The organism is Bifidobacterium longum subsp. longum JCM 1217 (genome assembly GCF_000196555.1).
Taxonomy (GTDB): domain Bacteria; phylum Actinomycetota; class Actinomycetes; order Actinomycetales; family Bifidobacteriaceae; genus Bifidobacterium; species Bifidobacterium longum.
On the sequence record NC_015067.1, the window covers coordinates 1,126,079 to 1,141,854 of the forward strand.

The following is a 15,776-nucleotide window of genomic DNA, read 5'->3' on the forward strand; positions in this document are numbered from 1 at the left end:
CAGGGTGTGCGGTATCGGCCGCTGCCTGTCTGCGTTGTGTTGGTTATTTGGTCATGAGGGCGTGTTCGCTTCGGTAGGAGCGGCCCTCGAATCTGATGAGCCGTCCGTGGTGGACGGTGCGGTCGATGAGGGCGGCGGCCATGTTCTTGTCGCCGAGCACGCGTCCCCATCCGCTGAATTCGATGTTGGTGGTGTAGATGATGCTCCTTGTCTCGTAGGAATCGGAAATGATCTGGAAGAGGAGCCTGCTGCCCTCCTCGTCTATGGGCAGGTAGCCGAACTCGTCGATGATGAGAAGTCGGGCCTTGCCGATGCTCGCGAGTTCCCGGTCGAGCCGGTTCTCCTGCTGGGCGCGGCGCAGACGCATGAGCAGTCCGGTCGCGGTGAAGAAGCGCACCGGGACGCCCCGCTCGCAGGCGAGCCGTCCGATCGCGATGGCCAGGTGGCTCTTGCCGGTGCCGACGGGCCCGTAGAGCACGAGGTCCTCGCATCCGGCGACGAAGTCGAGGTTCTCGAGCTGCGCGCGCCCCCAGTCGGCGGGCATCTTCAGGTTGGTCCAGTCATAGCCGTCGAGGGTCTTGTCGGCGGGGAAGCCGGCCTGTTTGAGCAGGCGCAGGCGTTTGGATCGCTCGCGCGAGTCGAGTTCGGCCGTGAACCATCGTTCGATGAAGTCGAGCTGGTTGGGCGTGGCCTCGGCGAGCGTGCCCGCGAGCACGCTGCGTGTCAGGGTCAGGCTGCGGCTCATCTTCAGGATCCTCTCGCTCTTCTCGGTCGTGGACGCGCGACGGCGGCGGGTCTCCGGGATCACCGGATCGGGTCTGACGCTCACCGTTCTTCCCCTCCGTCGTCCGTGCCGGTGATGAACCGGTCGTAGCCGCTCAGGTCGGGCTCCTCGATCCCGCCGGGGTATTCCCACTCGCCGTCGCGCATGCGCAACGCGATAGGGGTGAGCGAGTCCGCGTGCAGGCCCATGTCCCTGTTCGAGCGCAGGATCTCGCCGCACGCCTGCATCGCGGGATCGAACCCGGCCGCCCGGCACGCGTCCCCGATCGCTTTGAGGCTCTCCCTCAACGTCTTTTCGTCCATGGAATCAAGCCACGCGCGTATATCGTCGGGCACGTCCGGGCGGATCGAGCTTTCCCGCCACGCGCGGGGTTTGACCGCGAGCCGGGGAAGCACGAGCGCGGGATCCTCCACATTGCGCGACCGTCCGTACTGTCTGGGATACTCCGCGAAGAGCTCGCCGGTGGCGGGCGAGGTGAGCGTGACCGTGTCCCACCGGATCGCGGCCAATACCCTGGAACGCGCCGAATCGGGGCCGGCGAGGTACCGGTTCGAGTCGATGTCGACCAGCCCGTACTTGTCGGCCGTCCGGCTTTCCCAGCGAACCGGGTCGAACGCCGTGGACGGCAACGGCATCAACGCGGCCCTCTCCTCGTCGAACACCTCGGCCACGGGCACGTCCAGCAACCTCGGGCAATACGAGTCCCTGGCGAGCCCGTCGCACCGCTCCAGCAGGAGACGGCTCAACTGCCCATACGATTCCGCGCGCATGGGCGGCACCATGAGATTGCGCCGCAAAAACCCGACCGCGTTCTCCACGCTGCCCTTCTCGTTGCCCGAATACGGGTTGCAGAACCGGACCTCGAGCCGGTAATGCGCCACGAACGCGGAGAACACCCCGGTCAACGCGACCTCGCCCTTCGCGTTGCGCCGGCCGGCACCGGTCGCGTTGTCCATCACGATCACGGGAGGAACACCCCCGATATGCTCGAACACGAGCATCAGGCCATGGCACAGACACTCCGCGTTCTCGCCCGGCAACGCCACGCACAACCGCATGTTCGAATACGGCAACGAGACCACCAGGCAATGCACGTCCGCCATCTCGCCAGCGATCCGGGCCCGGGCCACGCCGAAATCGACCTGCATGCTGCCCGCCGCCCACTCGAGCCGCACGTACCCCTCGCGATCCGGCACGCCGCGGTTCGCCTCGCGCCACCGGTGCACGTAACGCATCGTGGTCGAATACTCGCCGTCGTAATCCGTCTCCGCCAGCAGACGGTCGTGCACGCGCCTGATCGTGTGCCGCTGCTTCCTGGGCAGCAGACGATCGGCCTCCAGCCACTCGTCCACCAGATGCGCGTACGGGTCGATCTTCGACCCGTACCTGCGATCCGCCTTCGGCTTGGGCGAGCAATCCTCCATATCCGCGTACTTCGCGACCGTCCCGCGATCCACGTGAAGACGCCGCGCTATCTGCGCGCGCGACATTCCCTGCCGGTCGAGTCTCCTGATATCTTGCACAATGGGCATCGGTATCGCCATGTTCCTTTCCTTCCCGAGCGCCGGCCGGCGGCAACCGGCCGAATCAAAACCGATTGGCAACTCGGGAATATACAGGCGGCGGCACCGATGCCTATCACATCACCGGGAAACGATGACGACACCGGGGAAAACCATCAGCCCACACTACGGAAAAACACTGCCGAACCTGTCGAACAAACATTGAAGCAAAACAGAGACCGTCGGGCTGCCGCCGTCCCGATGGCGCGTTCATTGTTTCCGCTCTTCGGTTTTCAACCATGCCATGCCGGCCGTGTCCGCGGCGGCATGGCATGGTATGCGTCTCCGGACGGCAGGCCGACGGAACGCGTTCCGCCGGCCGAGTGGTTCCGGGCGGCTTCGCTCCGCCGGCCTGTCCGATTGATTCGGGCCGTTCCGCCGGATCGGGCTACGAAACCGACCGGAATCCCGTCGTCTCATGACCAGGTGTCATCCCGGCTTCCACCGTTCGCCGTCGATCCAATGGGACTGGCCTGACAGGCGGATCAAACCGCCTGTCGTCGATCCGCCTGTTTGCGGCCAGGCGGATGGTGGTGGCGGGAGGACTCGAACCTCCGGTGTTTCTCTGTCGCAGAGTTACAGTCTGCTGCCGTCGCCGCTGGGCCACGCCACCGGTGCATCGCTTTTGCCCGTCACGGTGCGATGCGTACCGTGCCCGGTTCATCTGTGCCCGCAAGCTCATGGGAGATGGATCGGGTCGTGGAGCTGCCGGGAATCGAACCCGGGTCTGGCCTGCCGTCAACCATTGCTTGCCGTCACGTGCGTATCCGACGCTTGACGCTCATCCGTGGACGGGTGCGTTCGGCGAACCCGCACGGCTTGTAGACGATGTTCGTATGCTGGCCGGGCGAATCCATCGTCCGACTGTCCGACCAGTCCGATTCGAAGTTCTCCGGCTTTGACCCGTTAATCGGCAATGGGATCAAAGCCGGGTTTCACGCCGCGAGGGTGAAACGGGAAGAAGAAACGGTGTTGGCGTTCGTTCTTGTGGCAAGGTTGATGACGGTTGTCCCTGCCGGCCTCCGGCACGTAGCGAATGGTCTCCGGCAGGCCATCGAAAGCCTGTCAGCCCCGTGACATGGGTCGGATGGCGTGAACATCAGCCATCCGACCCATGTCTTCAATGCCGCCATCTTGCAGGGGTGGCGTCTGGTCCAAGGTCTTGTCCTCACGCCCATGCGGGTATGAGTCGCCTTGGACAGGAATGTTTCTGATGTCGCTCTTCGGTTTTCAAGTCTCGTCGCCGACCGTCCGTGCGGTGGCATGCGACGGTATGCGTCCCCGGTCGCGGCGATCCCCTATGCGGGGGCGTGTATGCATTCCGGCCGGCCTGTATGCATCCGTATGCATCCGGGGATGCATACATCTTCTCTTCCCGTTTCGGCTTGGTTCCAACGTTCCGGGGATGGTCCGGGGGCGTGTATGCATTGTATGCATCATTCCCTTATAGGGGATTCGGGAAAAAGGAAGGAAACCCCTTATATTGATGCATACAATGCATACAAGAGAAAGGAATTCTGTTTTTCCCTTTATATATAAGGGTTTTCGGGCTTTTTCCAAGCCTTTTTTGTATGCATCCCCGGATGCATACAGATGCATACATGCATACAAGACGGCCGGAAGAACTTCACAATGTTGTAAAGTCCGCGCATGCGGCTCCACGGCATCGCGAACCCCCCGGGGAGCCCGGCGAAACGGATCGGAGGATCGCTTGACGTCCTCCCCTCGGCTGAAGCCGGGGGATTCCTCCCATCCTGACGATGGGAGGAATCCCTCCCCACGCCTGAAGGCGGGGGCACCCTCACGGCAAAACGGTCGGGGCGGGCATCGGGGCTGTATGCATTCCGGTTCGCGTGTATGCATCCGTATGCATCCGGGGATGCATACGTCTTTTCTTTCCGTTTCGGCTTGTTTCCAACGTTCCGGGGATGGTCCGGGGGCGTGTATGCATTGTATGCATCATTCCCTTATAGGGGATTCGGGAAAAAGGAAGGAAACCCCTTATATTGATGCATACAATGCATACAAGATAAAGGAATTCTGTTTTTTCCTTTATTTATAAGGGTTTTCGGGCTTTTTCCGGGCTTTTTCTGTATGCATCCCCGGATGCATACAGATGCATACACGCATACAAAACGGGCCGGAAAACTTTACAATATTGTAAAGGCCGGGACCATGCCCGTCCGGCCCCGCCCCCGCGTGACGCATACATGCGCGCATGATCGAAAACCAGTACGGCCGTCCCGGCATCACGGGCCCGGCCACCCCCGGGCACGCGGACGGGGCGTTCCTCGCCCGCGTCGCCGACCAGCACGTGCTGCTCAGAAACCCGACGGGCGTGACCGGCGTATGCAACACCATCCACCCCATGGCCGGCGACCCCGCGACCGACATGCCCGGCATCCCCATGCTGCGGAGCCTCGTGCAGAGGGACGGGGCGAGCACATGGACATGGACCGATCCGAGCGGCCTCATGCCCATGTGGGCGATCCGCATGATCAGCGAGATCGTGTGCCCCGACCCCGACCTGCGCGTCCTGCCCGACCCGCAGGCGCCCGGCAAGGGCATCCTCTACCGGCGCGTCCTGCCCGACCACACCGTCGAACGCGCGCCCAGCCGATGGGCGCCCATCGGACCCGTGCGCATCGCCTACGGCGGCTCCAAGGCCAAGGACGACCAATTGGACGGGGACGACGGATGGGTCAAGGACTCGCTCCTCCTCGCCGGACAGACCATACGCCGCGGATGCAGCTTCATGTGCACGGACGGGGAGATCCGCTTCGAACACGACCCCGTGTCCGGCGCGTGGACGCGCACCGAGACCCGATCCGGCGTCACCCGCTCCTGGACCGGCGCGAAAGACCTCGAATGCCGGGAACCGGATTTCAGGACGGCCACGCTCCGGGAGACGACGCCGAACCGGGTCGACGAGCCCATGACCTACACGGTGGAGACCGGATGCACGTGCGAACAGGCCGCGACGCTCGCGAACGAGGCCGGATGGATCCTCGACCAGTGGACCGGCCAGGACACGGACAGCACCCTCAACCTGCAACGCTCGCTCGCCGCCCCGTTCCTCCGCAGCCATCCGGAATGCGCGTACGTGTACCAGGGGCCGGGCGGCACCGGCAAAAGCACGCTCGCCAAGGACCTCATGGAGCATCTCGGCGACCAGGCCACGACCATGAGCCTCGACCTGCTCGCCCAGCCGACCGCCATGAGCGCCGAAAACAAGATGGGCGACCTGATGAGCCACCTGCTCGCCCTGTCCGACGACTACGATCCGACCCACGGACGGTTCGAGAAGAGCCTGCCGAACCTGAAGACCCTCCTGACCGGGCTCCTCCCCTTCTCCGCGCGCCGCCAGGGCGAGAACAGCGTGGACGGCATGCCGCAAAGCACGCATCTGATCACCACGAACTACCATCTGCCCGTGTCCAGCTCCGAGGCCGAACAACGCCGCTTCGCGTTCAGCACCATCGCCTCGCAGACGACGCGCGCCCGCCACTATCTCCCGTTCCGCCGCAAACACGGTTTCTGGCCGTTCATGCTGGTCGGCGCGATCACATGGCTGAAGATCGGCGACCGGCAATGCCGGTCCGTCGCGTTCGTCGACCTGGAAAGCCTGTCCGACATGGAGGTCGCCGCCATCCGCAGCGTGCTCGACACGGGCGTCGTGATCCCCGACCCCGGCATGCGCGTCAACTGGAAGAACATCGGCCTGGTGCGCACCAGCACGCGTATCGGCAGCGAGGACGGGCGTCCGCACACCGCGTACCGGCCCGCCCCCGAGGGCGACGGCCTGCACGCCGTATGGAAGGCGTGCGCGGCCGCCGTGTCCGGCATGCCCGCCGACGAGCCCGAGATCCGGCCCGTCCCCGACCGGGATCTCAAGGTCACGGACCCGGACGGGTGGGCGGACATGATCCGGGAGGCGGATCCGCGGATCTTCCCCTGCCATGCGGACAAGAGCCCGTCCAGCGACGTGCCCCACCATTCGTGGAAGGACGCGTGCCAGGATCCGCGGGTGGACATGTCGCACCGGATCGACCCGTCGAAGCCGATCTACGGGACGACCGTCGCCGACGACTACATGTGGGTGGACCTCGACTGCCACAAGCAGGATCAGACGTCCGGCTGGGAGCAGATCCAGACGGACGTCGGCCCGTACGGGACGCCGCTCCTGCCGCGCACGTTCGCGGTGCGCACCCCGTCCGGCGGCGTCCACCTCCTCTACCACATCCCTGACGGGGCGCGCCTGAAATCCAGGACGCACAACGGAGGCCAGATCGACTTCAAAATCGGCCGCGACGGCTACGTGGTCATGGGCGGGTCCGTCCTGCCCGACGGGCGGCGCTACACGCCGATAGACCGGCCCGAGGATCGGATCCCCGACCTGTCCGACGCGTTCCTGCGCTGGGCGGAACGCGTCGACGCGACCGACAAACCCCGTCGCCCCGCCCCCGCGCGGACGGCGGCCGCGCCGGCGGGCGGCGCGTACGATCCGCTGGCCGCGTTCGACCTGCCCTCCCCCGGCGTGGCCGGGGGCCCGGAGGGGGAGCCGGACATGAGCCCCATCCCCGAGGGGCGGCGCAACGACACGCTCTACCGGTGGGGGTACGGGCGTTGGAAGAACCATCCCGAGGACGGGGAGCGGATCGCGCGGGACATCATGGAACGCGGACGGATCAGCGGGCTGCCCGATCGCGAGACGCTTCAGATCGTGAAAAGCGTGAGAAGTTCGGTGGAAGGAGACCGATGACGGGCATGAGCACGGACGAATGGCGGCTCCTGGTCTCGACGCGCGCCACGGGGCGCGGCGACCGGACGGCAGGCAGGGACGACAACAGCTGCGGGGCGCTCATCGACGGGCGCGGCGAACGGCACACCGCGTTCATCGACCACATGCCCGAACATCCGAGCGACGAATACAGGCAGTTGCACGAGTGGGCGGACGGATACGGGTGGATGCTCACCCCGGCCGCGGACCGGCTGGCCGACCGGATCATCGACGGCATGGGCCCGCATCCCGCGCCCGCCGTCGCGGCCGCGCTCGCCTCCTGCTATCCCGACCGGCTGATCATGGCGGACACGCGGGCCGTCCGCCGTCCCGCGGAACGATGGTTCCACGAGGCCGGACCCCTGCGTCTCGACCGGTACATGCACGGCGGCATGGGCGACGTGGCGCGCATGATCGTCCACGACCGGCTGCACCCGGACATGCCCGTCCTGGCGGGACGCCGCCTGGACGAGCTGATCGACGCCCACGCGTACGACGCGCTCATCGCGACGGGCATGGGCGACATGCTCACCGTCGCCCAATGGACGAGTATCGCCCGCCACGGCGATCCGGCAGCATGCCGGATCCTCGACGGGATGCGACGCGGCATGGACGACGCGTTCGCCTGCGGGCGTCTGCGCGGCATGTGCACGCCCGCATAGGCCCTCTCCGGCGGATCCCGCGCGCGCGGGACGCCGGAAAGGGAACCTGAGGAACAACAAGATCGTGACGGCAATGGCCTGCGCGACCGCGAGCATGCTGGCCGGCCTGGCACTGGCCCCATCCGCAATGGCAGCCGACACGACCATCACACTGCAAGGCGCAGACGGAGCAAGCCTGGCCGGACACACGTTCAACGTCTACCAGATAGGCACATACACCGGAGTGGTGCTGAAAGGCAACCAGATCTCCAGCCTCGGAATCCAAGGCACCACCGAATCCAACGCATGGGCGGATGACGCCATCACCATCGCCAACGGTTACGACAAGGACACGTCCGACGACATCACCAAGGTCGGCGGATACGATGCCGCAGGCAGCATCGCCGCCATCGACATGGCCAAGCAGGCCAAGCAGCTGAGCAACATCCAAGCCGCCCTCAACGCCTCCAGCAGGAAGCCGGCCACCGTCACGGGCGGAGCCGACCTGACCACGCAGGATGCCACCCTGAACATCACCGTGCCGGAAGAAGGCCTCTACTACATCACCGACTCCGCAGGCAGCCCGATCATCATCGGCACCAAATCCGGTGCAGGCACCGCCATGAGCGGCGCCCCCGGCCGAACCCTCGGCGTCGCGGTCATCAAGTCGAAGAGCGTGACAACCGACAAGAAGGTCGTCGTGGACCGTGACGGCCGACAGGTCTCCAAGCAGGGTGATGCCGCCGACCCGGTGGCCGTGACCGTGGGCGATACCGTCACCCACACCATCGACGTGACCGTTCCGAACACGGCCGTCAAATTCAAGCTCGCCGATGCCCCTGCCGGACAGGAATACGTGAAAGGCAGCCTGAAGGTGGCTTTGAGCGGGACTGCCACTGACGTGACCGCCGATACCGTCATCTACGACGGCGAAACCCAGCACGGCGCGAAAACCCTGCCAGGTGACGCCACTCTCAAGAAGGAAGACAGAACCCCGGCCGACCCGGATATCACCGTTCCGGCCGGAGGCTGGGCTCTGAACGCCACCAAGCTCATCACCACGCAGGGCGGCAAGAAGATCACCATCACCTACCAGAGCGTCGTCACCAAGGCCACGGCCGAGAAACCATCCGAAAACTCGGTTTCCGGCACCGCCATCTTCAAGGACGGAGCCCACTACACCGTCGTCACCAATGGCGACAAGGTTGACCTGAAATCCTACGATTTCACCCTCAAGAAGGTGAGCGCAGCCGACGTGAACACGCTCGTGGATGGAGCTGAATTCCAGATCCAACGCGGAGACAAATACCTGAAGCTGGATACGACGACCGGCGAATGGTCCGAAGCCGCCGACCAGGCTTCCGCGACCACATTCACCACCGGTGACTCCAACAACGACGGCAAGGTCGACCATAAGGACAATGCCGCGCAAAAGGGTCTTATCGCATTCAAGGGTCTCGGCTACGGCACCTATACGGTGACCGAAACCAAGGAGCCCGCCGGCTATGCCTCCTATGCGAAGCCGAGCTTCACCGTCACCATCGACGATGCAGGCACCGCCATCAGGTTCGCCGGCAAGGATCAGCCGGGCCTGACCACCGGCATCGACAACAACACGGTCCAAGTCAAGAACATCACCAACCTGACCCAATTGCCGCAGACCGGTGGAGCCTTGGCCTTCGCCTTCTGGCTGGCGGTCTCCTGCCCATTGTGGGGCAGTGGAATCGTCCTCGCCGAACGCAGCCTGAAGAACCGTCGCAAGGCAGTCAATCTGGCCGGCAACGGTCTCGCCTGATCCAAGAGAGACCATGACGCGGGACGTGCGTCGGAAAACGAAAACCCGTCGAACGTCCCGCTCAATACCTTTTTTCCAAAACCATGCCGAACATGAGATTCAGGGGAAGAGAAAACACAATGCACAGCATATTGAAACGTTCCGCCGCACTGATCGCATCCGCGGCCACGCTTCTCGGCGGAGGCATGCTCATGGCGGGCACCGCGCAGGCGGACGGGATCGGCCTGCCGGTCATGACCATCCATCCGGCCGCGAGCACATCGTATCCGAAGGAGCTGGTCAACGGCGATTTCCAGACGTTCGGCAACCGGATCGTCGACAAACGTTCCGGCGGCCGGCAGTACCTCTCGTTCGTCGACGGCAACGGCATGGCCATGGAAGGCTCGAGCGAGCGACCATGGGCGAAGGTGGACGGCTGGGATGCCGTGAAATTCGGCTGGAAATCCAATGATTCCGTCAGCGGGCACAGAGGGATCGTGGAAGTCCAACGCTTTAGGACGGCCGTCAAAGGCAGCACGGGCAACGTGTGGGGCGAGATCGCGGCCGCCACGCAGGGCAAATACCTCTACCAGGACATCGACACGGCGAACACATCCGACGCCATGTACACGGTCCGTCTGAAGCACGCCAGCCGCAACAAGGACGCCAGGGACAGCATGCAGGTGCTCGTCGGCGCGCCCGGCCGGGAGAAGCCGGTCACGATGCGCCGCACCATCGCCAATGCGGGCGACAAGGCCGGCGAGGAATCCACCACGATCACGTCCACGGGAACCGGCCAGGACGACCAGTGGGACACGTACGAGGGCACGGTCCTCGTCCCCAGGGGACAGGATGTCACACGGTTCACGTTCAAAAGCGTGGCCGATTCGAACAGTGCCGGCCGTCCCGACAGCGCGGAAGGCAACCTGATCGACGATGTCGTGTTCACCAAGGCCTACCAGCTCACGTACGACGCGAACGGAGGCGTGAAAACCCGGACCAGCCAGATCGACTACACGACAGGCGGTGAAACCCGGGGCAAGGTGAAGACCGTGCGGGATTCGCCCGCACCGCCCGCAGGCCAAGAGAAGATCGTCAACGGCGACTTCGAATACTCGGGGACCGGGGCGGGCCTGTCCGACTCCCCGTTTAACTACGTGAGCCTGAGCCGGAAATCCTACTATTACAAGGATTCCAGGAACGTCAACCACCGTGTCGCCCTGCCCGCCGGATTCGACGCGAAACGGTTCGCATGGAAAAGCGACCAGACCGGCAAGGATCTAGGCAACCCGCCCTACGAACAGGCCGGCGACGTGCAGGTGTGGAACAGGTACGACGGCTCCAACCATTACGCCGAACTCACGGCCGCCCAGGCCGGATCGGCCATCTACCAGGACATCGACACCGAATCCGACAGCGACGTGCAGTACATCGTCAGCCTCAGGCACGCGAGCCTGAACGCCAGCCACCTGGACAGCATGCAGGTGCTCATCGGCGCTCCCGGCCACGAGACCCCGGTAACCATGACCCGCGTGACCGCCAACGGGTACGGCGACAAGGTTGGCGAATCCTCCGACACGATCGCCACCAGGGTGTCCAACCCGAAACCCGCGGACAGGGAGGACTCCGACCATACAGGCCAATGGGAGACGTACACGGGAACCGTGACCGTGCCCGCTGGGCGGCCGGTCACCCGGTTCACGTTCCGCAACGTGTCGTCGAAGAGCGCATGGAACGGCAACCTCATCGACGACATCGCGTTCACGAAAGCCCGCAGGCTCGACTATGACGCGAACGGGGGAACCAAAGCGCAGGCCAGCCAGATCGGCTACAGGACCGACGCGACCCAAGGCGCGGTGGAGACCGTCGCATCCAAGACCCTTCCCACCGAACTGGTGAACGGTTCGTTCGATTATCTGCTGGATGGCGGTTGGGATACTATCAGCCCGGTAGGTCGTGGCGGATACGCTGATGACCGTGGTTGGGGCAGGTTCACAAGTGTGGACCCCGCTAGCGGCGAATACATCCAGAACGCCGGACAGAATCCGGCAACATTCGATTCCACCGGCAAGTGGGTGAAGTGGCCCGGTTTCGATGCCGCGAAGTTCGGCTGGGCTTCGGACCAAAAGGGCGGACAGCCGCAAGGCGGAGTCGGGTTGACCGACCGGCCCAATGCGGTCGAATTGCAGCAGGATTCCGTGACAGGCAACACGTATGCGGAGATCGTCGGCTCGGAGAGGGGCAAGGCGATCCTACAGAAGATCGACACGCAGCATGATTCGGACACCGTATACACGGTGCGTTTCGACCATGCGAGCCTGTCCAAGGAGCACGCGGACTCGATGCAGGTTTTGGTCAACGGCAAGCCCGTGACCATGACCCGCGTCACCAGCAACAAGGCGGGTGACGAACAGGGTTGGACCGGTACGAGCATCACCACGCACGCGACCAACACCAACCGTTTCCAGCATGACGGCCAGTGGGCGACCTACGAGGGCAAGGTCACGATCCCGGCGAACACGCCTGTCAGCACGTTCACTTTCAAAGCCCTGAACGCCGTGGACCCGACCAAGGGCAACCTGATCGACAATCTGACGTTCAAGATCGCATACAGGCTCAGCTACGACGCGAACGGCGGAACCGGCCAAGTGCCCTCGCGCACCGAGACGGGCAGGACCGAAACCGCCGCCTCCAGGATGAACGGCACGGTCAGGCTTGCGGCCGACAGGGACACCGAACCGGAGTCCGGAACCACCACCGACGATCGCAAGGTGCTGACCGACACGATCGCCAGACAGGATGATGGGACCAGTCAGCGGACGATCACCCGATCCGACGGCAGCGTGCAGGTGCAGACCATCGCCACGACGGGCGCCGTATCCGGCTGCCAGGTCTACTATCCGGCCGGCGCCAGGATCACCCTGGCGACCGCGAAAGCCGACTCCGACTGCTGGGATTCCAGCCAGATCGGCAAGACCAACCGCACGTTCTACGGGTGGAGCGCGAACACGGACGCCAACGACAGGGACGTGCCCGTCGCCGACACCATGGACCGCGCCACCCTGGATGCGAACGTCAGGACGGAGATCGTCATGCCCGCCAGGGCGAAGACCGTATACGCATTGTGGGCCATCAACCCCACCCTGTCGTACAACGTGAACGCGCCCGCCGGCAGCAACGCGCCCGGCACGCCCGCATCGCAGACCGTGCCCTACAACACGGCCGCCGCCGACAAATCCGGTTGGGCGGCCGGCGACACGGGCAAGATTCCCGGCTACCGGTTCGACGGCTGGTACACGGCCCCGAACGGCGGAAACAAATACGATTTCAACACGCCGCTCACCGGCAACGTGACCGTATACGCGAAATGGACGGCCAACGGCTACACCGTGAAATACGATGCGGGCGGCGGCAACGGCACCATGAGCGACCAGAAGTTCACGTTCGACGTGCCGCAGAACCTGAGCCCGAACACCTTCACTCGCGACGGGTACACGTTTACGGATTGGAAGCGTGCCGACACCGGAGACTCCTACACGGATGGGCAGCAGGTCCCCAACCTGACCAGCACGCCCAACGGGGTCGTCACATTGGTCGCCCAATGGACGCCCAACCAGGCGGCGATCAACTACAACGCGAACCCGCCGACAGGCAGGACGCCGGGTGGTCAGGGCACCGCCAACTGGACGGGCCATACGGGTGATACGCCGACCATCAGCCAGAACGGCTGGACGGTGGACGGTTACACGTTCACCGGTTGGAACACGCAGGCTGGCGGCAAGGGGCAGGCTTACGCGCCCGGCACCAAGTGGGCCGCGAACGGCACGCTCACCCTGTACGCGCAGTGGACTGCAGGCGAGGCCAGCCTCTCCTACGACGGCAACGGGGCGACCGGCGGCAAGACCGACCCGCAGACTGGCAAGACCGACGAGAAGATCAACGTGCGCGACAACGGATTCACCCGCGACGGCTACACGTTCGTCACGTGGAACACTCAGGCCGACTGCAAGGGCAATGCAGTGAAACCTAACAGCGAGTGGACGTTGCGTGGTTCCAGCACCCTATATGCCTGCTGGGCCGGTAACGCACAAACCCTCACCTATCACGGCAACGGCGCAACCGGAGGCAACACGGCGGCACAATCCGGCAAGACCGGTGACGAACTGACCACAAACGCCAATGGTTTGACCCGCGACGGATACACGTTCGTTCGTTGGGACACCGCCAAGGACGGTTCCGGCACCGCATACGGCGAAGGCAAGAACGGCGTCAGCCGGTACACGATGAAGCCAGCAGGCAACGACCTGTACGCGATCTGGCAGGCCAACCCCGCCAGCATCCAATACAGGGACGACTGGGGGGCCACCGGTTCGACGCCCGACACCACGGGCGTCACCGGCCAGAACGTGACCATCGCCCGAAACGGGTTCACCCGCCCCGGCTACACGTTCACCGGCTGGGCCAGGGACAGGCGCACGAATCCGAGCCTCCAGTCCGGAGGCCGGTACACGCTCACTCCCGGCACCACGACACTGTGGGCCCAATGGAAGGCCGACCCGGCGCACCTGATCTACAACGCAAACACCGGCTCCACCAGCCAGACCCGCAGGACGGACGGCGTGGTCGACCAGACGCTCACCGTCATCGCCAACCCGTTCACCCGCCCCGGCTACACGTTCACCGGCTGGAACACGCAGGCCGACGGCAGGGGCAGGGCGTACACGGCGGGCAACGGGTTCAGACTGGTCGCCGATCCGAAGAGCAACCCGGTCAACACGAGCGTCCTGTACGCGCAGTGGAGGATCAACCGGGTCACCCTGAAGTTCAATCCGAACGGGGGAACCGGCGGATACCCGGACATCACCATCGACGCGTTCACGACGGTCACCATCCCGGCCGACGCGAAGGAGCCCAAGGTGCAAAGGCCCGGCTTCCGGTTCACCGGCTGGGCCATGAAACCCACGCCCGGCGCCGGTGACACGATCCTCAGCCCCGGCAAGGGCACGGTCAGCATACCCGACCGGGGCAGCATCACCGTGTACGCGCAATGGGCGCCGGCCATGACCACGCTCCCGTTCACCGGCGGCCACGCCCAGGTGCCGACCATCGGCCTGTACGCGGGCCTCGCGTTCATGATCCTCGCCATGGGCGGGCTCATGCCCGTGATCCGGCTGCGCATGGCCGCGGCCCGCAGGGGACGCCACGCCGGCGGCACGGGCACGGCCGGAAGGCATGCCAGGTGAGTATGGGCACGGCCGCACCCGACGTGTGGGAGACCATCGCGGAAGCCGTCCGCGACCGGCGGGACCGTGACAGGCGGGCCCGCCGGCTCCTCGCCCGCAGCCGCATGTACGCGGCCGCGGCCCTCGCCTGCCTGATCGTCGGCGGCATCCTCATCTGCATGCCGCGGATCCAGCAGCTGATCGGGGACCGGACCGTCGACCGGCAGGCGCGCGGCGTCAGCCAATCCGCGGCCATGTTCCCCTCATCCAGCCGCCAGGACGCGATCCGCAGCGCCGTCGCATACAACGAACGGCTCTACCGGAGCGGGCAGCCCCAGATCGGCGAACCCGTGTTCGACGGCAAGACCAAGGGAAACTTCGAGGGCGACGACGAATACCGGCGCCAACTGTCCGTCAACGGGTTGGACGCGATGGGTGAACTGCTGATTCCGAAAATCAGCGTGGATCTGCCTATCATGCACGGCGCGAGCCAGGATGTGCTCGAACATGCTGCGGGTCATCTGGCCGGCACGAGTCTGCCTGTCGGAGGCAGGAGCACTCGTGCCGTGATTACCGGGCATTCGAACCTGAGGGGGGCGACCCTGTTCACCCGGCTCGGGGAACTCGATGAGGGGGACCCGTTCTATATCAAGGTCATGGGCAACACGCTCGCCTACCGGGTCAACGACATCCGCATTGTCAGCCCCACGGACACGAAGGCGTTGAAGATCCGGAAAGGACGGGACGAAGTCACGCTGCTGACCTGCACCGGGCAGGGCAACACGCTCCGTCTCCTCGTCACCGGGGAACGCAACAGCATGCCCGACCAGGCCCCATTGCCCGGCGATGCGCCGAGCGACACGAAACAGGCGATCGTCATCTCGCTGATCGTCATGGCCGGCGTGCTGATCAGCGGGTTCGCGGCCTGCCGCAGCCGGGATGTGTTCGGCCGGCATGTTGGAGGTCATGGGAACGGACGTCGATAGCCGTCCCATACGGATCAAGGACCCGTC

The 15,776-nt window shown here is 64.8% G+C and carries 7 protein-coding genes, 1 tRNA gene and 1 other RNA gene; 5 read left to right on the top strand and 4 right to left on the bottom strand.

From position 1 onward, the window contains the following. Nucleotides 1-43: 43 nt before the first annotated feature. The 4 genes from istB to ssrA form a co-directional block, all read right to left on the bottom strand. A complete protein-coding gene (istB, locus tag BLLJ_RS04950) occupies nt 44-808 on the bottom strand; it encodes an IS21-like element ISBlo1 family helper ATPase IstB (protein WP_012472066.1) in 765 nt (254 codons plus the stop codon). A gap of 17 nt (nt 809-825) precedes the next feature. Continuing rightward, nucleotides 826-2,328: an IS21 family transposase gene (gene istA, locus BLLJ_RS04955; protein WP_013140934.1), complete on the bottom strand. Its 1,503-nt coding sequence runs from the start codon at nt 2,326-2,328 to the stop codon at nt 826-828. A 546-nt stretch (nt 2,329-2,874) separates the two neighbouring features. Further along, a tRNA-Tyr gene (locus tag BLLJ_RS04960) sits at nt 2,875-2,959 on the bottom strand. Between the two features lie 84 nt (nt 2,960-3,043). Continuing rightward, nucleotides 3,044-3,419, bottom strand: a transfer-messenger RNA (tmRNA) gene (gene ssrA / locus BLLJ_RS10095). A gap of 1,145 nt (nt 3,420-4,564) precedes the next feature. Between ssrA and BLLJ_RS04970 the strand changes: the two genes are divergently transcribed. The 5 genes from BLLJ_RS04970 (at nt 4,565) to BLLJ_RS04990 (ending at nt 15,749) form a co-directional block, all read left to right on the top strand. Further along, nucleotides 4,565-7,108, top strand: a complete 2,544-nt coding sequence (locus tag BLLJ_RS04970; protein ID WP_013582661.1) for a bifunctional DNA primase/polymerase — start codon at nt 4,565-4,567, stop codon at nt 7,106-7,108. Nucleotides 7,109-7,113: 5 nt separating this feature from the next. Continuing rightward, nucleotides 7,114-7,788, top strand: a complete 675-nt coding sequence (locus BLLJ_RS04975) for a hypothetical protein (protein ID WP_230473310.1) — start codon at nt 7,114-7,116, stop codon at nt 7,786-7,788. Nucleotides 7,789-7,861: 73 nt separating this feature from the next. Then, nucleotides 7,862-9,562, top strand: a complete 1,701-nt coding sequence (locus tag BLLJ_RS04980) for a SpaA isopeptide-forming pilin-related protein (protein ID WP_230473318.1) — start codon at nt 7,862-7,864, stop codon at nt 9,560-9,562. Nucleotides 9,563-9,681: 119 nt separating this feature from the next. After that, complete coding sequence (locus BLLJ_RS04985; protein WP_013582664.1) at nt 9,682-14,784, top strand: InlB B-repeat-containing protein; 5,103 nt, start codon at nt 9,682-9,684, stop codon at nt 14,782-14,784. A 2-nt stretch (nt 14,785-14,786) separates the two neighbouring features. Beyond that, nucleotides 14,787-15,749, top strand: a complete 963-nt coding sequence (locus tag BLLJ_RS04990; protein ID WP_013582665.1) for a class C sortase — start codon at nt 14,787-14,789, stop codon at nt 15,747-15,749. Nucleotides 15,750-15,776 lie beyond the last annotated feature (27 nt).